This window comes from Blautia sp. OF03-15BH, assembly GCF_003463065.1.
Lineage (GTDB): Bacteria > Bacillota > Clostridia > Lachnospirales > Lachnospiraceae > Limivivens.
In genome coordinates this window covers 190,457-209,979 of sequence record NZ_QSCM01000003.1, presented here as the reverse complement: position 1 = coordinate 209,979, position 19,523 = coordinate 190,457, and the positions used below count along the sequence as shown (strand labels likewise).

Annotated in this window: 16 protein-coding genes and 3 pseudogenes; 16 read left to right on the top strand and 3 right to left on the bottom strand. The window is 47.8% G+C overall.

Annotated elements, in window-relative coordinates; translation table 11 throughout:
* The first annotated feature begins 5 nt into the window (after positions 1-5).
* The 15 genes from modA to DXA57_RS05170 all read left to right on the top strand — a co-directional run bounded on the left by modA (position 6) and on the right by DXA57_RS05170 (position 16,948).
* Positions 6-854, top strand: coding sequence for a molybdate ABC transporter substrate-binding protein (modA, locus tag DXA57_RS05240; RefSeq protein ID WP_117765320.1), 849 nt, complete (start codon positions 6-8; stop codon positions 852-854).
* Positions 854-1,537 (top strand): molybdate ABC transporter permease subunit, encoded by a 684-nt coding sequence (gene modB, locus DXA57_RS05235; RefSeq protein WP_117765481.1) that lies wholly within the window; start codon positions 854-856, stop codon positions 1,535-1,537. Before modA ends, modB begins: the two co-directional genes overlap by 1 nt.
* Positions 1,534-2,580: a sulfate/molybdate ABC transporter ATP-binding protein gene (locus tag DXA57_RS05230; protein WP_117765318.1), complete on the top strand. Its 1,047-nt coding sequence runs from the start codon at positions 1,534-1,536 to the stop codon at positions 2,578-2,580. Before modB ends, DXA57_RS05230 begins: the two co-directional genes overlap by 4 nt.
* 153 nt (positions 2,581-2,733) lie before the next feature.
* Positions 2,734-4,077: a recombinase family protein gene (locus DXA57_RS05225; protein ID WP_117765316.1), complete on the top strand. Its 1,344-nt coding sequence runs from the start codon at positions 2,734-2,736 to the stop codon at positions 4,075-4,077.
* Complete coding sequence (locus DXA57_RS05220) at positions 4,061-4,444, top strand: sigma-70 family RNA polymerase sigma factor (RefSeq protein WP_243005711.1); 384 nt, start codon at positions 4,061-4,063, stop codon at positions 4,442-4,444. Before DXA57_RS05225 ends, DXA57_RS05220 begins: the two co-directional genes overlap by 17 nt.
* Before the next feature lie 238 nt (positions 4,445-4,682).
* The gene (locus DXA57_RS05215; RefSeq protein ID WP_117765314.1) at positions 4,683-6,224 is read left to right on the top strand and encodes a YifB family Mg chelatase-like AAA ATPase; all 1,542 of its coding nucleotides are present in this window, start codon (positions 4,683-4,685) and stop codon (positions 6,222-6,224) included.
* Positions 6,225-6,237: 13 nt separating this feature from the next.
* Positions 6,238-7,326 (top strand): DNA-processing protein DprA, encoded by a 1,089-nt coding sequence (dprA, locus tag DXA57_RS05210; protein WP_158571237.1) that lies wholly within the window; start codon positions 6,238-6,240, stop codon positions 7,324-7,326.
* Between the two features lie 55 nt (positions 7,327-7,381).
* The gene (gene topA / locus DXA57_RS05205; protein WP_117765310.1) at positions 7,382-9,448 is read left to right on the top strand and encodes a type I DNA topoisomerase; all 2,067 of its coding nucleotides are present in this window, start codon (positions 7,382-7,384) and stop codon (positions 9,446-9,448) included.
* Between the two features lie 285 nt (positions 9,449-9,733).
* Positions 9,734-10,513 (top strand): GTP-sensing pleiotropic transcriptional regulator CodY, encoded by a 780-nt coding sequence (gene codY / locus DXA57_RS05200; RefSeq protein WP_117765308.1) that lies wholly within the window; start codon positions 9,734-9,736, stop codon positions 10,511-10,513.
* A 275-nt stretch (positions 10,514-10,788) separates the two neighbouring features.
* Positions 10,789-11,073, top strand: coding sequence for a co-chaperone GroES (locus tag DXA57_RS05195; RefSeq protein ID WP_117765306.1), 285 nt, complete (start codon positions 10,789-10,791; stop codon positions 11,071-11,073).
* A 19-nt stretch (positions 11,074-11,092) separates the two neighbouring features.
* Entirely contained in the window at positions 11,093-12,718 is a 1,626-nt protein-coding gene (gene groL, locus DXA57_RS05190; RefSeq protein ID WP_117765304.1) for a chaperonin GroEL, read from the top strand.
* A 208-nt stretch (positions 12,719-12,926) separates the two neighbouring features.
* Positions 12,927-13,430 carry a DUF6106 family protein gene (locus DXA57_RS05185; RefSeq protein ID WP_117765302.1) on the top strand — a complete coding sequence of 168 codons (504 nt, stop codon included), beginning with the start codon at positions 12,927-12,929 and terminating at the stop codon, positions 13,428-13,430.
* Positions 13,431-13,527: 97 nt separating this feature from the next.
* On the top strand, positions 13,528-14,595 hold the full coding sequence (locus DXA57_RS05180; protein WP_117765300.1) for an ethanolamine utilization protein EutH: 1,068 nt from the start codon (positions 13,528-13,530) through the stop codon (positions 14,593-14,595).
* Between the two features lie 105 nt (positions 14,596-14,700).
* The gene (locus DXA57_RS05175) at positions 14,701-15,729 is read left to right on the top strand and encodes an aldo/keto reductase (RefSeq protein WP_117765298.1); all 1,029 of its coding nucleotides are present in this window, start codon (positions 14,701-14,703) and stop codon (positions 15,727-15,729) included.
* A 16-nt stretch (positions 15,730-15,745) separates the two neighbouring features.
* Positions 15,746-16,948: a class I SAM-dependent rRNA methyltransferase gene (locus DXA57_RS05170; protein WP_117765296.1), complete on the top strand. Its 1,203-nt coding sequence runs from the start codon at positions 15,746-15,748 to the stop codon at positions 16,946-16,948.
* A gap of 138 nt (positions 16,949-17,086) precedes the next feature.
* On the opposite strand, the pseudogene DXA57_RS05165 reads toward DXA57_RS05170, so the two are convergent.
* From DXA57_RS05165 to tnpA, 3 genes and pseudogenes are all read right to left on the bottom strand, one after another.
* Positions 17,087-17,371, bottom strand: a pseudogene (locus DXA57_RS05165) (substrate-binding domain-containing protein); the annotation flags it as partial.
* A 151-nt stretch (positions 17,372-17,522) separates the two neighbouring features.
* Positions 17,523-18,620, bottom strand: coding sequence for an RNA-guided endonuclease TnpB family protein (locus DXA57_RS05160; RefSeq protein ID WP_117765294.1), 1,098 nt, complete (start codon positions 18,618-18,620; stop codon positions 17,523-17,525).
* Positions 18,583-18,961: pseudogene (tnpA, locus tag DXA57_RS05155) on the bottom strand (IS200/IS605 family transposase). The gene DXA57_RS05160 and the pseudogene tnpA overlap by 38 nt, the downstream one beginning before the upstream one ends.
* 362 nt (positions 18,962-19,323) lie before the next feature.
* On the opposite strand from tnpA, the pseudogene DXA57_RS17790 reads away from it, so the two are divergent.
* Positions 19,324-19,500: pseudogene (locus DXA57_RS17790) on the top strand (ABC transporter substrate-binding protein); the annotation flags it as partial.
* Between the last annotated feature and the right edge of the window lie 23 nt (positions 19,501-19,523).

Sequence of the window (19,523 nt, the reverse complement as noted above, 5' to 3'; positions counted from 1 at the left end):
AAGTCATGAAAAAAAGACAGATCGCAGCGATCCTTGCAGGTATTATGACCATGAGCCTTACCGTTCCGGCTCTGGCAGCCAATGAAACAGAAGGAGAAGTAACCCTTCTGATTGCAGCAGCAGCCAGTCTGGAGTATTCTATGGAAGAAAAACTGATCCCGCTTTTTGAAGGGCAGAATCCTGGTGTTAAAGTGGAAGGCTCCTATGACAGTTCCGGAAAACTGCAGACGCAGATCGAGGAAGGCATGGAAGCAGATCTTTTCTTTTCCGCAGCAACCAAACAGATGAATGCACTGACGGAAGAGGGATATATAAAGGAAGACAGCGAAAAGAAGCTTCTGGAAAACAAGATCGTAGCCATTGTTCCAAAGGATTCCGATCTGGAAATAAACAGCTTTGAAGATCTGGTAAAAGCAGATACCATTGCACTGGGAGATCCGGCCAGTGTACCGGCAGGGCAGTATGCCAAGGAAGCACTTACCAGTCTGGATCTCTGGGATGCGGTTTCTGCAAAAGCAAGCTTCGGAACCAATGTGACAGAAGTTTTGAACTGGGTGGCAGAAGGAAGCGCAGATGCAGGTGTGGTTTACGCTACCGATGCGGCAGCCAGAGCAGAAGATGTGGAGGTCAAAGCAGAAGCACCCGAAGGAAGTCTTGAAAAACCGGTCATTTATCCGGCGGCTATTCTGGAAAGAACGGAGCACAGCGAAGAAGCGGAAGCCTTTCTTACTTTCCTTCAGTCTGAGGAAGCAGGAGAAATCTTTGAGGAATACGGTTTCACACCGTATAAAGAAGCAGAAGAGACGGAAACGGAAACGGAGACAAACGCGGCTTCTGAGGAAGTCAGCGAATGATCGACTGGTCGCCGCTTGTCATTTCTCTGAAAACAGCATCCCTCACCATGATCTTTGTGTTTTTTCTGGGATTGCTGGCAGCACAGTGGGTAGTGAATCTGAAAAGTGAAGGACTGAAAATAGTTCTGGATGGCCTTCTGACGCTGCCGCTTGTGCTGCCGCCTACGGTAGCCGGCTATTTTCTACTCTATCTTTTCGGCGTAAAGCGGCCAGTTGGTCTGTTTTTTCTGGAGTATTTCGGAGTAAAGATCCCGTTTTCTTTCGGCGCTACCGTTCTGGCAGCCACGGTCATTGCTTTTCCGCTGATGTACCGTTCGGCCAGAGGAGCACTGGAGCAGGTGGATGAAAATCTCATCTATGCGGCCAGAACCCTTGGTTTTTCTGAGTGGAAGATCTTTTTTAGAGTAGCTCTTCCGGCCTGCTTCCCGGGAATTGCCGGCGGAGCTGTGCTGGCTTTTGCAAGAGGGCTTGGAGAATTCGGAGCAACCGCGATGATTGCCGGAAATATCATGGGAAAAACAAGGACGCTGCCCCTGGCGGTTTATTCTGCTGTGGTCGCCGGCGATTTTGAAACCGCCGGAAAATATGTTCTGGTGATCGTACTGGTTTCTTTCCTGGCAGTGGTTTTGCTGAACTACTTTGCTCTGAGGGAGAAACGGAACAGAAAGGGGAAAAAGTCATGAGTCTGCAGGTGGATATCCGGAAAAGCTGGAAAGATTTCAGTCTGAATGTCTGCTTTGATCTGGACAAAGGTCCTCTTGGCATCCTGGGAGCCTCAGGCTGCGGAAAAAGTATGACGCTCAAATGCATCGCGGGGATCCTGAGGCCGGATGAAGGAAAGATCATCCTCAATGGCCGGACCCTTTTTGATTCGGAAAAAAAGATCGACCTGAAGCCGCAGAAACGGCGAGTCGGATATCTTTTTCAGGATTTTGCCCTTTTTCCGAACATGACCGTGGCAGAGAATGTGGGAGCAGGTCTTATCCTTCCGAAGAAAGAAAAACAAGAGCAGGTTTGCCGGATGATCGAAAAATTTCATCTGACAGGGCTGGAAAAGAAATATCCGTCCCAGCTTTCCGGAGGGCAGAAGCAGAGGACAGCCCTGGCACGGATCATGGCGTACCGGCCGGATGTGCTCCTTCTGGACGAACCGTTTTCTGCTTTGGATGCCTATCTGAAGGAGCAGCTGCTTCTGGAACTACTGGAGCTTCTCCAGGATTATTCCGGAGATGTGATCCTTGTCACACACAGCCGGGATGAGGCTTACAAAATCTGCCCGGAGCTCATGGTCGTCAAGGAAGGCCTTCAGGTGGAAAGAGGGCGTACAGAGGCGCTTTTCCGGAATCCGGCGTACCTGGAGACCGCCCGGATGACAGGCTGCAAAAACCTTCTGAAAGCGGAAAAAAAAGGTCCTCATGAGCTGGAACTTACCGGTCTTGGACTGAGGCTTATGACAGAACAGCCGGTGCCGGAGGATGTGCAGTATGCAGGGATCCGGGCACATTATTTCTATGTGCCGGAAGAACCGGAAAAAGAAGTCAACCTGTTCCGTCCTCTGGATTTTCAGGAAACGGAAGCACCCTTTGAGATCAATGTGATCTTTCATACAAAAGAAAACAGTCCGGGGATCTGGTGGAAACTGGAAAAAGAGACCTGGAACCGTCTGGGAAGAAGCATGCCGCCGTTTCTGGCTCTGTCACCCGGCGATGTTCTGCCTTTACGCTGAATCCATAACAAGCAGGTGTATCTGTCTTTTCAAAGACGGTATGCCTGTTTTTTTTATGCCGTAAAAGACCTTTTGACTCAAACATCCTTCTATAATTGAAAAACAGGGATAGATTGATAAAGAAGGAATTGTAAAAAGCAGGTGGAACTTTCTATGGAACGAGGCATTGCCATTTATTCACGGAAGTCCCGTTTTACCGGAAAAGGGGAAAGTGTGGGGAATCAGATCGAACTTTGCCGGGAATACATACGGCTTCATTATGGAGAAAAGGCACTGGGGGAGACGGATATCTATGAGGATGAAGGGTTTTCTGGCGGAAACCTGAACCGTCCTGGTTTTTTGGCAATGATGGAAGCCGTTCGAAAAAGAAAATGCCGGGCAATTGTCGTATATCGCCTGGATCGGATCAGCAGGAACATCGGGGATTTTGCAGGGCTCATCGAAGAGCTTTCCAGATTGGATACGGCTTTCATTTCCATCCGGGAGCAGTTTGATACGGCCACACCACTGGGGCGGGCCATGATGTACATCGCGTCTGTTTTCTCACAGCTGGAGCGGGAGACTATCGCTGAAAGGATCCGGGACAACATGCATGAGCTTGCCAGAAGTGGCCGGTGGCTTGGCGGGATGACACCGACCGGGTATGCTTCAGAGGCGGTAACGACTCTTTCACTGGATGGAAAACAGAGAAAAAGCTGTCGTCTGAAACTGATCCCGCAGGAGGCGGAACTCGTTCGTCAGATTTATGAAAGGTATTTGTATTTTGGGTCGCTGGCACAAACGGAAGCGGATCTTATGGAAAAAGGGATGCAGACGAAAAACGGCGGAGCTTTTACCCGTTTTTCTATAAAAGCCATTTTGCAGAATCCGGTCTATCTGATAGCAGATTCGGCAGCCTGGGATTATTTTACAAAAGCAGGAACGGAACTTTCTTCTCCAAAAGAAAAATTTGATGGTTGTCATGGAATGATGGTTTATAACAGAACCCGACAGGAAAAAGGAAAAAAAACGAAATTTCTTCCAATGAAAGAGTGGATCGCAGCCGTCGGTTCTCATACAGGAATGATTCCGGGAAGCATCTGGATCTCTGTACAGGAAACGCTGGAAAGAAATGCTTCCAAGGCATATGGGAGACCGCGGAGCAATGAAGCACTGCTGACGGGTGTTCTTTTTTGTTCCTGCGGAAACCGGATGTATCCGAAGCTTACGGAGAGAAAAGATGCACAGGGAAAACGGGTCTATACGTACATTTGCAGCCTGAAGGAACGGAGCCGCAAGGCCTGCTGTGACAGGAAAAACGCAATGGGAAACAGGCTGGATCTGGAAATTATGGAGACATTACAGAAAAACGATCCGGGAGTAGCAGGTTTTTCTCTGGAAGAAAAAAGAAAACTGGTGCGTGAACAGATCCGCCGGGTGGAATGGGACGGAGCTTCTGCAAGGATCCTTTACCGGGAAGAGGAAGAAAAAATGCCTTCATGTGAGGATAGCAAATGAGCTTCTCATGCTCTTTCGTTCCAGAAAGAAAGGCGGCCGGGAAGTTTCTCTTTATGAGCCCATCGGCACCGATAAGGAAGGGAATGAGATCACACTTCTGGATATTCTGGAAAGCAGTGACGGAGATATCGCAGAAGCCATGGATTTCCGGAAAAGTCTGAAAAAGCTGTATGAAATTTTTGATGAAACGCTGACGGAAAGGGAAAAAAGAGTACTGATACTCCGATACGGTATGTTTGGGTCGGAAGAAAAGACACAGAGGGAGATTGCGGAAAAGCTTCATATTTCGAGGTCCTATGTTTCCCGGATTGAAAAGGGAGCATTGAGGAAATTAAAAAATCGTCTGGATTCTGACGAAGGACTGTAGGGCGGAGCTTCCGGCTGCATGGCCGGAGGTTTCGCAAAAAAGATGCTTGCACATTTCGCATCGGTGAGGTATGATAAAAATATCGGGAGATGTTCTTCTCCTGTTCTTTCATGGCAGTTCTGCCGGATTTATCACAAAGATATGAAAATAAAAAAGTTCAGAATCCTGTACTGGAGCTTGGGAAGTGACCGGTGTTTTTGTTATGCGGTTCTGAAAAGGATAAGAGGAGGTATGACGGTTGTACAGCAGTATTCTTTCTGCGTCCGTTTTCGGGCTCACCGCCCGGAAAATCCGTGTGGAGGCAGATGTGAGCAATGGGCTTCCGGGAGCGGTGATGGTGGGGTATCTGGCAGGCCAGGTCAGAGAAACCATGGATCGTGTCCGGACGGCTCTGAAAAACAGCGGGTTTGCACTGGAACCGAAGAAGATTACAGTGAATCTGGCACCGGCCGGTTTTAAAAAGGAAGGAAATTTTTTTGATCTTCCGGTGGCACTGACCATCCTTTCGGCTTACGGGCTTCTGGAGGAAAAACAGACAGAAGGCCTGTTGGTGGTGGGAGAACTGGGGCTGAACGGGGAGGTCTGTCCCGTCAGCGGGATCCTTCCGGTGGTGCTGGAGGCGAAAAAAGAAGGCTGCAAGGCCTGTATGGTTCCCTGGGACAATGTAAAAGAGGCGGAATACGCGGGGATTCTTCCGGTGATCGGTGTGAAAACACTCAGGGAAGCCGTTTCTTTTCTCGGAACGCAGAACAATTGGAAAACGGTTTCTATCAAAAAACAGGCTTCCTTTACCGTGCCCTCATATACGGGACCGGATTTCCGGGATATCCGTGGGCAGCAGGAGGCGCGGAGAGCAGCAGAAATTGCTGTTTCCGGTTTTCACAACCTGCTTCTGATCGGACCTCCGGGCAGCGGAAAATCCATGCTGGCCAGCCGGATCCCTTCGATCCTTCCGGGGCTTTCCAGAGAGGAAGTGCTGGAGATCTCTTCCATCTACAGCGTCGCCGGCCTTTTGAATACGGAGCATCCGCTGGTGACGGAGCGGCCTTTCCGGGCACCGCATCATACGATCACGCCGCAGGCATTGTCCGGGGGCGGCCGGATCCCGCGGCCCGGGGAGATCAGCCTGGCTCATCGAGGCATCCTTTTTCTGGATGAACTGCCGGAATTCCCGCGTATTGCACTGGAAGTGCTCCGTCAGCCGCTGGAAAACCGGAAGATCCTCATCAGCCGCAGTAATTATTCGGAAGAATTTCCGGCGGATTTTCTTCTTCTTGCAGCCATGAATCCTTGTAAATGCGGCTATTATCCGGATATGCAGCGCTGCACCTGTACCGAAAGGGAGATCCACGGATATCTGCACCGGATCAGCCGTCCGCTTCTGGACCGGATGGATCTCAGCGCAGAGATGTCAAGGATCCCGTTTGAAGAGCTTTGGAAAAAAGAAAGAGAAGAAGCGCAGGAAGAAAACTCCGCTGCCATCCGGAGCAGGGTGGAAAGGGTCCAGAAGCTTCAGCTTCAACGATATGAGGGGACGCCTTACCGTTTCAACGGAGATCTGGATTCTGCAGGGGTTCAGAAATATTGCGTTCTGGGAACGGAAGAGGAAAAAATCCTGGAAGGAATGTATCGGAAATTTTCGTTGACTGCCAGAAGCTGTCACCGGCTGTTAAAGGTGGCCCGTACACTGGCAGATATGGATGAAAGCGAAAAGATCAGGAAGAAACATCTGGCGGAAGCGGCAGCCTTTCGGGCAGCAGATGAAAAATACTGGGGGTAAAGGAGGAGTATTTATGGAACCGTACTGGAGATGGTTTATGTATCAGACAAAGATCCTTCCGGAACAGCGGGAAAAATGTCTGGAATATTTTGGAACACCGGAAAATATGTTTATAGCACCACGGGAAAAAGTGGAGAAAGCAGAGTTTTTAAGTGAACCGGCAAGGGCGGCGCTTCTTGTAAGCCGGACAGAAGAAGAGCTTCAGCGTGAGGAAAAGGAAATGACGGAAAAAGGGATCGTTTTTTATTCCAGAGAGCATGAAGCGTACCCGGCACGGCTGAAGGAGATCCATCATCCGCCCTGTGGTCTTTTTGTCAGAGGCAGGCTTCCGCATTTTGAAAAAGAGAAAAAAGAAGTGCAGGCGGCAGCTGTCGTGGGAGCCCGCTGGGCCAGTCATGCAGGGCTTTCCCTTGCAAAAGAAACGGCAGGGGCCCTGGCAGAAGAAGGGATCCCGGTGATCTCAGGCATGGCGTCCGGGATTGACGGCGCGGCACAGGAAGCAGCCCTTATGGCAGGAGGAGAGAGCTATGCGGTCCTTGGCTGCGGACCGGACATCTGCTATCCGCGGCACAATGCCGGACTTTACCGGATGCTGGAAAACAAGGGAGGGCTTCTCTCGGAATATCCGCCGGGGACACCACCTGTGGCATGGCATTTTCCATACCGGAACCGGATCATTTCCGGTCTTTCCGATGCGGTGCTGGTGGTGGAGGCCAGATTGAAGAGCGGTTCCCTCATCACAGCTGATTATGCACTGGAGCAGGGAAAGGATGTTTATGCGGTCCCGGGCCGGATCGAGGATCCTTTAAGCCAGGGCTGCAACCGGCTGATCAGTCAGGGAGCAGGCGTTTTCTGTTCTCTGGAAGGCTTTCTTTCAGAACTCGGGCTCACAAACAGAAATTATGAAAATTTCAGAAAAAACGATTTGACACTTGAAAAAACAGAAAGTATGGTTTATAGTTGTGTAGATTTCCGGGGGAAAAGTCTGGAAGCCATACGGATGGAGACCGGTCTTTCGCGGGAGGCGGTTCTCACAGCTCTGCTTTCCCTGGAACTTATGGATCTGATCGAAGAAAAAACCAGGTATTATTATAGAAAATGACGCGGGGAATCCACAGGAATTTTGCTTTCTGCCGCGTCGCACGGAGGAATTGTTCATGGCAAAATATCTTGTGATCGTAGAGTCACCGACAAAAGTAAAAACGATCAAAAAATTCTTAGGCAGCAATTACGAGGTGGCTGCATCCAACGGTCATGTGAGGGATCTTCCCAAAAGCCAGCTGGGAGTGGACGTGGAAAATGACTATGAACCGAAATATATCACCATCAGAGGAAAGGGAGACATTCTTGCCTCCCTTCGTAAGTCTGCGAAGAAAGCGGACAAAGTGTATCTCGCAACTGACCCGGACCGTGAAGGAGAAGCCATTTCCTGGCATCTGGCACAGGCCCTGAAGCTGGACGACAGCAAAATGAACCGTATCACCTTTAACGAGATCACAAAAAATGCGGTAAAGGATTCTCTGAAGCATGCCAGAGAGATCGATATGAATCTGGTCAATGCCCAGCAGGCACGCCGGATCCTGGACCGTATGGTGGGGTATCGCATCAGTCCGCTTCTATGGGCCAAGGTCAAGAGAGGTCTGAGTGCGGGGCGTGTACAGTCTGTGGCTCTCAGGATCATTGCAGACAGAGAGGATGAGATCAACTCCTTTATTCCGGAGGAGTACTGGAGCCTGGATGCGGATTTTACCGTTCCGGGTGAGAAAAAGCCTCTGAAAGCCAAATTTTACGGAACAGATAAGAAGAAAATGCTTCTTCACAACGAGGAAGAGGTGAAGGAGATCCTTGCGAAGCTTGAAAATGCCGAGTATCAGGTCTGTGATGTGAAAAAGGGAGAGCGTGTCAAGAAAGCCCCCCTTCCCTTTACTACCAGTACCCTGCAGCAGGAGGCCTCCAAGGTTCTGAACTTCTCCACCCAGAAAACCATGCGGATCGCCCAGCAGCTTTATGAAGGCGTGGATATCAAGGGCAATGGAACCGTTGGTCTGATCACATACCTGCGTACGGATTCCACACGTATCTCTGAAGAGGCTGATCAGGCAGCACGGACCTATGTCAGTGAAAATTACGGAGAAAATTATGTTGCCGAAGGAAACAACGAGGCGAAGAAGGGGACCAAGAAGATCCAGGATGCGCATGAGGCGATCCGTCCTTCCGATATCAGCAGGACACCGGTTCTGGTGAAAGAATCCTTGAGCCGTGACCAGTTCCGCCTGTATCAGCTGATCTGGAAGCGTTTCACTGCAAGCCGCATGGCAAATGCGGTTTATGAGACCACCCAGGTAAAGATCCAGGCAGGCGAGTATCATTTCCATGTGTCTGCATCCCGTCTTTCCTTCGATGGATTCATGTCCGTTTATGTGGATGATTCCGCAGAAAAAGAAGAGAACAATGTACTCTTAAAAGGCATCGGTACAGATACGGTCCTGAACTTAAAAGAATTCCATCCGGAACAGCATTTTACCCAGCCGCCGGCTCACTATACAGAGGCTGCCCTGGTAAAGACACTGGAAGAACTGGGAATCGGCCGGCCAAGTACCTATGCGCCGACCATCACGACCATCATTGCCCGCCGCTATGTAGCCAAGGAGAACAAAAATCTCTATATGACAGAGCTTGGAGAGGTGGTCAATTCCATCATGAAACAGGCATTCCCCAGCATTGTGGATGTGAATTTCACCGCCTATCTGGAAGCCCTTCTTGATAAAGTCGAAGAAGGAACGGTAAAATGGAAAACCGTTATCAGAAATTTCTACCCGGATCTGGATGAACTTGTGAAAAAAGCGGAAAAAGAGCTGGAGCATGTAAAAATCGAAGATGAAGTTACGGATGTGATCTGTGACAAATGCGGCAGGAACATGGTGATCAAATACGGTCCTCATGGAAAGTTTCTTGCCTGCCCCGGATTCCCCGAGTGTAAAAATACCAAGCCTTATCTGGAGAAGATCGGCGTTGCCTGCCCGAAATGCGGCAAGGATATTGTTATCCGCAAGACCAAAAAGGGCAGAAAGTATTATGGCTGTGAGGACAATCCGGACTGCGATTACATGTCCTGGCAGAAACCCTCCGGTAAACTGTGTCCGAAATGCGGTACTATGCTGGTAGAAAAAGGAAATAAGCTGGTTTGTCCCGGAGAAGCCTGCAATTATGTTGAAAATAAATAATTTGTAACTGTTCAGAGCCAAGCAGATTTTCATGCAAAAGTGTGAATCATGCTTGCATGAATGAACACTTTTACATGGAAATCTATTCGGCGGATACGCCGCACCGACGAAATGCGTAGCATTTTGGAGGTGGTTCTGAACAGTTAGAATAATTTAGTAATTTTTCAGATAAACATTGCAATTCTGAAAACTCTGTGCTATAGTGAAGAAAAAGCTATGTTATTTTGATAACAGTTGCATTTTTAGCCCTTTTCGAGCAATTATTCACCAGGCAAGGAGGAAAAGATGAGCGTACAGTTATTAGACAAGACAAGGAAAATCAATAAGCTTTTGCATAACAACAATTCCAGTAAAGTCGTTTTCAACGATATATGCCAGGTTTTGACAGAGATCCTGGATTCGAACATTCTGGTGATCAGCCGGAAAGGAAAAGTCCTTGGTGTCAGCCTTTGTCCTGGAGTGGATGAGATCAAAGAACTCATCGATGATGAAGTGGGTGGTTACATTGATCCCATGCTGAATGAGCGTCTTCTGGGAGTCCTTTCCACAAAAGAAAATGTAAATCTGGAGACTCTCGGTTTTGTGGGCGATAATATCAAGCAGTATCAGGCGATCATCAATCCCATCGATATTGCCGGCGAGCGCCTTGGAACTGTTTTTATGTATAAGAGCAACAGCCAGTATGAGATCGACGATATCATCTTAAGTGAGTATGGCACCACGGTTGTGGGCCTGGAGATGATGCGTTCCGTTCATGAAGAGAATGCAGAGGAAAACCGTAAGATCCAGATCGTAAAATCTGCCATCAATACGCTTTCCTTCTCCGAGCTGGAAGCCATCATCCATATCTTTGATGAGCTGGATGGTATGGAAGGCATTCTGGTAGCCAGCAAGATCGCGGACCGCGTGGGCATCACCCGTTCCGTTATCGTCAATGCACTCCGGAAATTTGAGAGTGCCGGTGTCATTGAATCCCGTTCCAGCGGAATGAAAGGCACTTACATCAAAGTCCTCAATGACGTGGTCTTTGATGAACTGGCTGAGATCAAGAAACAGAAGAAATAATGATTACGAAAGAAGCACTGCATCAGGAAAAACTGATGCGGTGTTTTTTTGTATCACAGGATAACACCTTTTTGATTGAAAAAACAAAAACATATAAAAACAAGAGAAAACAGAAGAAAATAGAAGATAATTTTAGAAACAGTAAAGATTGACAAATATAATCCGGTTTGCACATTTTCCACTTTTTCACTAATATAAGGTCAACGGTTAGCACTCGATAAAAGTGAGTGCTAATAACACAAATGAGAGTGCATATTATTAAGGAGGAATATATTATGAAGTTAGTACCTTTAGGCGACAGAGTTGTATTAAAACAGTTTGAAGCAGAAGAGACAACAAAATCCGGAATCATCCTTGCAGCAAAATCCCAGGAGAAACCCCAGGAGGCTGAGGTCGTAGCAGTAGGACCGGGCGGAATGGTTGACGGAAAAGAAGTTACCATGCAGGTAAAGGTTGGCGACAAAGTGATCTATTCCAAATACTCAGGCAACGAGGTAAAACTCGATGACGAAGAGTATATTATCGTAAAACAGAACGACATTCTGGCTATCGTAGAGTAATAGAAGGAGGAAATTCATCATGGCTAAAGACATTAAATATGGAACAGACGCAAGAAAAGCTCTTGCAGCAGGTGTGGATAAACTGGCAGATACCGTAAAGGTAACGCTTGGACCCAAAGGAAGAAACGTAGTTCTTGACAAACAGTACGGCGCTCCGCTCATCACCAACGATGGTGTTACCATTGCAAAAGAGGTAGAGCTTGAGGATGCTTTCGAGAACATGGGAGCTCAGCTGGTAAAAGAAGTAGCCACCAAGACCAACGATGTAGCCGGTGACGGTACCACAACTGCAACCGTTCTTGCACAGGCAATGATCCGTGAGGGTATGAAAAACCTGGAGGCAGGTGCAAACCCCATCGTTCTTCGTAAAGGTATGAAGAAAGCAACCGAGTGTGCAGTAGAAGCTATCGCAAAAATGAGCAGCAAAGTAAACGGCAAAGCTCAGATGGCAAGAGTAGCAGCAATCTCTGCAGGTGATGACGAAGTTGGAAATATGGTAGCAGATGCTATGGAGAAAGTTTCCAGCGACGGCGTGATCACCATCGAGGAGAGCAAAACCATGAAGACCGAGCTTGACCTGGTAGAAGGTATGCAGTTCGACAGAGGTTACATCTCCGCTTATATGTCCACAGATATGGAGAAAATGGAAGCAATCCTGGATGATCCGTACATCCTGATCACTGACAAGAAGATCTCCAACATTCAGGAAGTCCTGCCGCTTCTGGAGCAGATCGTACAGTCCGGCAAGAAGCTTCTGATCATCGCTGAGGATATCGAGGGCGAGGCTCTGACCACTCTGATCATGAACAAACTGCGTGGTACTCTGCAGGTAGTAGGTGTGAAGGCACCGGGCTACGGCGACAGAAGAAAAGAAATGCTGCAGGATATCGCAATCCTGACCGGTGGTACCGTGATCTCCGAGGAGCTTGGTCTTGAGCTGAAAGATACCACTCTGGATCAGCTGGGAAGAGCAAAATCTGTAAAAGTCCAGAAAGAGACGACGGTTATCGTTGACGGTGCAGGCGATAAGAAAAACATTCAGGATCGTGTGGCTCAGATCAAAGCAAGAATCGAAGAGACCACTTCTGAGTTCGATAAAGAGAAACTCCAGGAGAGACTGGCAAAACTGGCTGGCGGCGTAGCTGTTATCCGTGTAGGCGCTGCTACCGAGACAGAGATGAAAGAAGCAAAACTCCGTATGGAGGATGCTCTGAACGCAACCAGAGCAGCTGTAGAGGAAGGTATCGTATCCGGTGGTGGTTCTGCTTACATCCACGCTTCCAAATCTGTTGCCGAGCTGGTAACCAAACTGGAAGGTGATGAGAAGACCGGTGCCAAGGTTGTCCTGAAAGCTCTGGAGGCTCCGCTGTATCAGATTTCTGCAAATGCAGGTCTGGAAGGCGCTGTTATCATCAATAAAGTAAGAGAATCCGAGGTTGGCATGGGATTTGATGCTTACAAGGAAGAGTATGTAAACATGGTAGATGCAGGTATCCTGGATCCGGCCAAAGTTACCAGAAGCGCTCTGCAGAACGCAACCAGCGTTGCTTCTACCTTCCTGACCACCGAGTCTGTAGTAGCAGCCATCAAAGAGCCGGTTCCGGCAGCTCCCGCAGGTGCTGCAGGCGGAATGGGAATGATGTAATTCCTGTCGGAAACAAGACAGACCGTGACGAAGACCGTCGCCCTTTTTGGGGCGGCGGTCTTTTTGAACCTTTCTGAATTAACGGTAAGTTTATAATTCTTTGCTTCCCTTCGATGAAAAAAAGAGTTATAATAAAAAAAGCGGCTGATGTTTGCGAAAGAAAGATCAGCATGGATGAGTAAACAGATAATAAAGGAGGAACAAATTTATGAGCGATCTGTATATAGAATTACTCGTAAAGAAAAAGAAGACATCCACAGATACTCTGCTGAAGGCGCTGATGATCGGAGTTACCGTGATCTTTGTACTGGGCGGAATCTTATTTAACCCGATCATTCTGATTCCGGCGATCGTTATGGGCGTTGTGGATTACTTCAAACTGCCGGCGCTGGATCTGGAGTACGAATACCTCTATGTGAACGGTGAATTGGACATCGACAAGATCATGTCCAAGCAGAAGAGAAAAAGAGTGGGAAGCTACGACATGAAAAAAGTGGAGCTTGTTGCTCCGAGAAATTCCCATGAGCTGGATTCCTTCCGTAACCGGAAAGACCTGAAGGTTCACGATTATTCTTCCATGGAAGAAAATGCAAAGACCTTCGGTATGGTGATCAACGGGGAAAAAGGCATGGAGCTGATCTATTTTGATCCGAATGAGGCAATCCTCAAGGATATGCAGAGAATCGCTCCCAGAAGTGTAAAACTGTATTAAGAAAAATGGAAAAGCGTATGCGGCTTTCAGACAAATGGAAAGCGCCTGCGCTTTTCCATTTTCAGCGTTTACGGATTTGTCTGGAGGAGAGAGAAAAATGAATACGGTAATCATGTGGCTGATGGCTTTCGGGGCTGTCCTGGGCGGTCTGGACAGGATCCTCGGAAACCGTTTTGGCCTTGGAAAACGGTTTGAGGAGGGCTTTGAACTGTTGGGGGCAACGGCTCTTTCTATGGCAGGGATCATCTGCCTGGTGCCTCTTCTGACGCTGCTGCTTGAAAAGACGGTAGTTCACTTCTGGAATTTTCTTGGCCTGGATCCGGCTATGCTGGGAGGGATCATTGCTATTGATATGGGTGGTTTCCAGCTGGCAGGAGAACTGGCAGCGGATCCGAAAGCTGCCTCTTATGCAGGACTTCTTGTGGCGGCTACTTTGGGCTGTACGGTGACTTTTACGATTCCGGTAGGCATGGGAATGGTGCCGGAAGAAGACCGGCCTCTTTTTGCAAGAGGAATTCTGGCAGGGCTTATGATGCTGCCGGTTTCTTTGTTTATTGGCGGACTGCTGACCGGTCTTACGCCGCTAAATACCATCCGTCAGAGTCTGCCGGTGTTTCTGGCCTGCTTTGTCCTGGCCTTTGGTATTTCCAGATGGCCGGAACAGCTGGTGCGTGGCTTTCTGCATTTTGCGAATGCGATACGCTTTCTGTCTACGCTTGGCCTGATCCTCGGGGCGTTTATCTATATGACGGATGTGAGAGCTCCTTTTCCAATGACACCTCTCAGTGAAGCGATGAAAACGGTGTCTTCGATCGGCATCGTCATGCTGGGAAGCCTTCCCATGGCAGAGCTTCTTCAGCGTCTTTTGAAGGTTCCTCTTACATGGCTGGGCCAAAAGACCGGCATGAACAGTGCCAGTATGACAGGTCTTCTTCTTGGAAGCGTCAGCGTTGTCCCGGCCATCGCCCTGATCCGTGAAATGGACCGGCGCGGCAAGATCGTCAATGCAGCTTTTCTGGTCTGTGCCGCATCTGCACTGGCAGCTCATCTGGGCTTTACCTTTGGTGTACAGAAGGAAATGGTCGTGCCGCTTCTGGCAGTGAAATTCCTTGGGGGCCTTCTGGGAGGAGCGGCCGCCTACGGAATGACCGGAAAAACGAAATAACTACGGAGACGCCGCCGAATTTTTGCTGTAAAAACAGACGGTATATGATAAAATATATCTATTCAGCGAAAGCAAAGATTCCGTTAAGAACAGGAGGATGATTTTATGAGACAGGTCACACTTGGAAGTACAGGGATCACAGTGCCGCAGAATGCATTCGGTGCACTGCCGATCCAGCGCGTGAGTACAGAAATGGCAGTGAAGCTGCTCCGCCGGGCTTATGAGGGCGGCATGCGGTTTTTTGATACGGCGAGAGCCTACAGCGACAGTGAGGTAAAAGTGGGAGAGGCTTTTGACGGTATGCGGGAAAAAGTGTTTATTGCCACAAAGACCGGTGCAAAGACACCGGAAGAAGTAAGGTCACAGCTGGAGATCTCTTTAAAAAATCTCAGGACGGATTATATTGATATTTACCAGTTCCACTGTGCTGATCAGTGTTACCGGCCGGGAGACGGTACCGGAATGTATGAGTGCATGGAAGAACTGAAAAAAGAAGGAAAGATCCGTCATATCGGCATCACAGCCCACAAGCTTTATATTGCAGAGGAGGCCATAGAATCCGGCCTTTATGAGACATTACAGTATCCCCTCAGTTATCTTTCTTCCGAAAAAGAGCTTGCCCTGGTGAAAAAATGCAAAGAAGCAAATATGGGCTTTATCGCCATGAAAGGCCTGGCAGGTGGTCTGATCAACCGTTCCGAAGCAGCCATGGCTTTCATGACACAGTTTGACAATGTTCTTCCGATCTGGGGGATCCAGAAAGAAAAAGAACTGGAGGAATGGCTTGCATTCATGGAAGAGACGCCTGCTATGACGGAAGAACTGCGTACCTACATTGAGAAAGAACAGAAAGAACTGACCGGTGAATTCTGCAGAGGCTGTGGTTATTGCATGCCATGTCCGGCAGATATCATGATCAACCAGTGCGCCCGAATGTCTCTGATGCTGAGAAGAGCACCTTCCAAGGCCTGGCTGACACCGGAGATGCAGGCAGAGATGAAGAAGATCGAAGGCTGTCTCCACTGCAATCAGTGTATGAGCAAATGTCCTTATGAACTCAATACACCGGAACTACTGCAGAAAAACTATGAGGATTATAAAAAAGTACTGGCCGGAGAAGTGAAGGTCCAGTAAAGATATGGAGGAGAATATGAGTCTGGCAGTTGTAACATTAAAAAAAGGCGAAGGCCGTACCCTGAAAGCAGGCGGAGCCTGGGTCTTTGACAATGAGATTGCGAATATTACAGGAAGCTATGAAAATGGTGATATCGTTCTGGTGCATGATTTTGACGGTTATCCCATGGGACGCGGCTTTATCAATGAACATTCCAAGATCCGGATCCGTATGATGACCCGTCATCAGGACCAGGAGATCGACGAGGCTTTTCTTCGCATGAGAGTAAAAGATGCCTGGGAATACCGGAAAAAGACGGTGGATACATCAAGCTGCCGTCTGATCTTCGGTGAGGCAGATTTCCTGCCGGGGTTTGTGGCAGATAAGTTTTCTGATGTGATCGTGGTGCAGTCTCTGGCTCTTGGCATTGACCGGATGAAAGAAACACTGGTGCGCCTGCTCAAAGAAGTGCTGGCGGAGGATGGAGTGGTCATTCGCGGTGTCTATGAGCGAAGTGACGCAAAAGAACGGGAAAAAGAAGGCATGGAGAAGAAAAAGGGCTTCATTGGACCGGAATTTGACACGGAGGTAGAGATCGTGGAAAACGGAGTCCGCTATAAGGTGGATGTGATGGATGGACAGAAGACCGGTTTCTTCCTGGATCAGAAATACAACCGTCTGGCGATCCAGCGTCTGGCCAAAGATGCGAAGGTTCTGGACTGCTTTACCCATACCGGTTCCTTTGCCCTGAATGCAGGTCTTGCAGGAGCCAGAGAGGTGCTGGGTGTGGACGCATCCGAACTGGGCGTTCATCAGGCAGAGAAGAATGCGGCACTGAACGGTCTTTCGGACCGTGTGAAATTCCTCTGTGCCGATGTGTTTGACCTGCTTCCGAAGCTGGAGGCGGAAGGGGAGAAATACGATCTGGTCATCCTGGATCCCCCTGCCTTCACGAAATCCAGAAGTTCCGTAAAAAATGCGGTCAAAGGTTATCGGGAGATCAATCTGCGCGGCATGAAGCTGGTAAAGGATGGCGGTTATCTGGCTACCTGTTCCTGCTCTCATTTTATGACCTATGAGCTCTTTACGGAGATGCTCCGTCAGGCGGCAAAAAGTGTCCATGTGCGTCTCCGCCAGGTGGAATATCGTACCCAGGCACCGGATCATCCCATCCTCTGGGCGGCGGATGAATCCTATTATTTAAAATTTTACATCTTCCAGGTGGTGCATGAGAAATAAGAAACGTATGGATCAATCCACCATTATGGATTCTCCTGAAACTGCGGCATAATAAGGTTGAGATAAGATCAGATTTTTGGAGTTGAACTGTAAAATATAGTGCTAAGCCACAGATTAAAACCTATGGCTTAGCATTTTTTATGTCTCCTGTTTTACAGACTTTTCGGAGCATCCGTTATTTGTTGTATGACGGCGGATCAATACAGGTGCAATTTGTTTATGGATGGGTTCGCCCAAGGGTTTGGGAGCACGTTTTTTCTGCTCATCCATCTGCTGGACCAGAAGATCCATGGCGGTTTTGGCAATCACATCAATCTGTTGGCCAATGGTTGTGATCGGAAGGATTGCCTCACTGGCAATAGGGGAATTGTCAAATCCAACAATCTCATAAGTTGAAGGAAATGTTCCGTATCTTTGAAAAAGTGACATGCTCCCACCACTTAAATCTTACGATTTTGAAGTGGGGGCTTCCTGCTCGATTGCCTTTTAAGGCAAAGCTAAAACAGGCTATCCCCGCGTGTCCCGCGGTTTTGTTTTTTATGTTCATCCGGTTACGGATTTTTTTCTTGTGCCGTCAGGCACATTCTTTATAAATCCTTTTTCCCTCTTCTCGGATGTTGACTGCTGCATTCACATCCCGATCCATCCTGTTTCCACATTCACAGACATACACTCTCTCTGACAATGACAGTTCCTTTTTCTTATGTCCACATACACTGCAGATCTTGCTCGATGCAAAATAACGGTCTACCTTTATCAGATGTTTCCCGCGCTCTTCCAGTTTGTACCCCAGCATGGACAGAAACTGCCCATACCCGTTATCCTGCACGCCTTTCCCAAGATGCAGCCCTCCGGACATTCCCTGCAGGTTCAGATCTTCCACGCATACTGCATCATATCTTTCAGCAAGCTCCCTGCTGAGCTTATGCTGGAAATCTTTTCTCTGGTTCTTTATCTTTTCATGACATAAAGCTACCCTTTTCTTCTGTTTTTGATAGTTCCGGCTTCCTTTTTCACAGTGGGAAAGCTTTCTCTGTTCCCTTGCAAGTTTTTTCTCTGCTTTTCTGTAAAACATAGGGTACCCGGCTCTTTCTCCTGTAGAAAATACACACATTCCCTGCATGGCAAAATCGATCCCGAGAAATCTCTCTGCCGGTCTTTTTTCCACTGTTTGGTTCTCACAGCAGAACAAAAGACTTGCATAATATTTCCCGGATGGCTCACGGCTTATCGTTACAGATTTCAGTTGCCAGTCTGACGGGATCTGGCGGTGAAGTTTTATTTTTATGGCAGACATCTTTGGAAGCTTCAAATGGGTAGCCTGCAAAAGGATATTCCCGTTTACTGCATTGGTCGTATAAGAATTTCTTGAATGTTTTCTTGATTTATAGCGGGGAAATCCGCAGGATGGTTCCCGGAAAAACTTCCGGAACGCACTTTCCAGATGCAGCTGCGCATTCGCCAGGGCAAGGGAGTCCACCTCCTTCAGCCAGGGATATTCCTTCTTATATCCGGCCGGTGTGTTCCTGAGCATCTTTTTTTCTTTCTGGTAATAGCTGATCTTGTCCGCAAGCATCTGGTTATAGATAAAGCGGCTGCAGCCGATTGTTTTCTCTATCTGAACGCTCTGCTCTTTATCTGGATAGATCCTTATTTTTACGGCGCGGTTCATTTTTCTCACCCTGGCTTTCTATATACTGCCGTATCGTTTCAATCATCGCCCCGCCTGCACGGAGCAGACAGAAGCTTTAGCAGTCTGCTGCCGGCACTTTTACAGGCATTGATGAATTTACGGAGTTCCGTCTTTGGCTGTGCGCGGAACATCACATGAACATGGTCTGTATCGTGATTCCATTCTTCCAGTACGATCCCGTATCCGGGTGCGATATACTCAAAGCTCTCTTTTTCTCTTTCGGATATTTCGTCGTTCCATATTTTTCTTCTGTATTTTATAACCATCAGCAGGTGATAATATAGTAGAAATGCTGAATGGGAATTATGGTCTGATTCTATTGTATTTATCAACTTAAATGAAAAACTAAATTCCAGCTGTGGATTGTCTCAGTAAATATGCGGTATTAAATTCTGTAATGCACCTTAACAATTCCATTTTTTTGCCTTATAATAAACCTGTAAGCACCCATGATTTATGTTTTTATGCATACTAACCGGGCATCTGATTGTATTTATCACTCTTTTTTCTTATATCGACTGATATGTATTTACGAACTAATGTTCCTTTTTGTTCCTTTTCAGTATACTATACCAGGGGATAAAGAACAAGTGTTTCTTTTGTACTATAAGGACTTTTTTGAGCAGATATGCTCAGATGTGCAATTCATCTCACCACCTGAAGAGGTTGGAGAATTCTTACTACATTTGTTAAAAAATATGCAGAACAGAAGAAAGCAGACTGGATCCTGAATGGAGGAATCGAAAAAGAGTGGGATTCCTATCTAGAGAAAATGGAACAGTATGGACTTTCGGAGTATCTTTCCATCAAACAGAAATACTTTGATCAGTATCAGAAGTCATTGAGTGAAGAAAAATAACGATACGAACAACAGGAGAATTT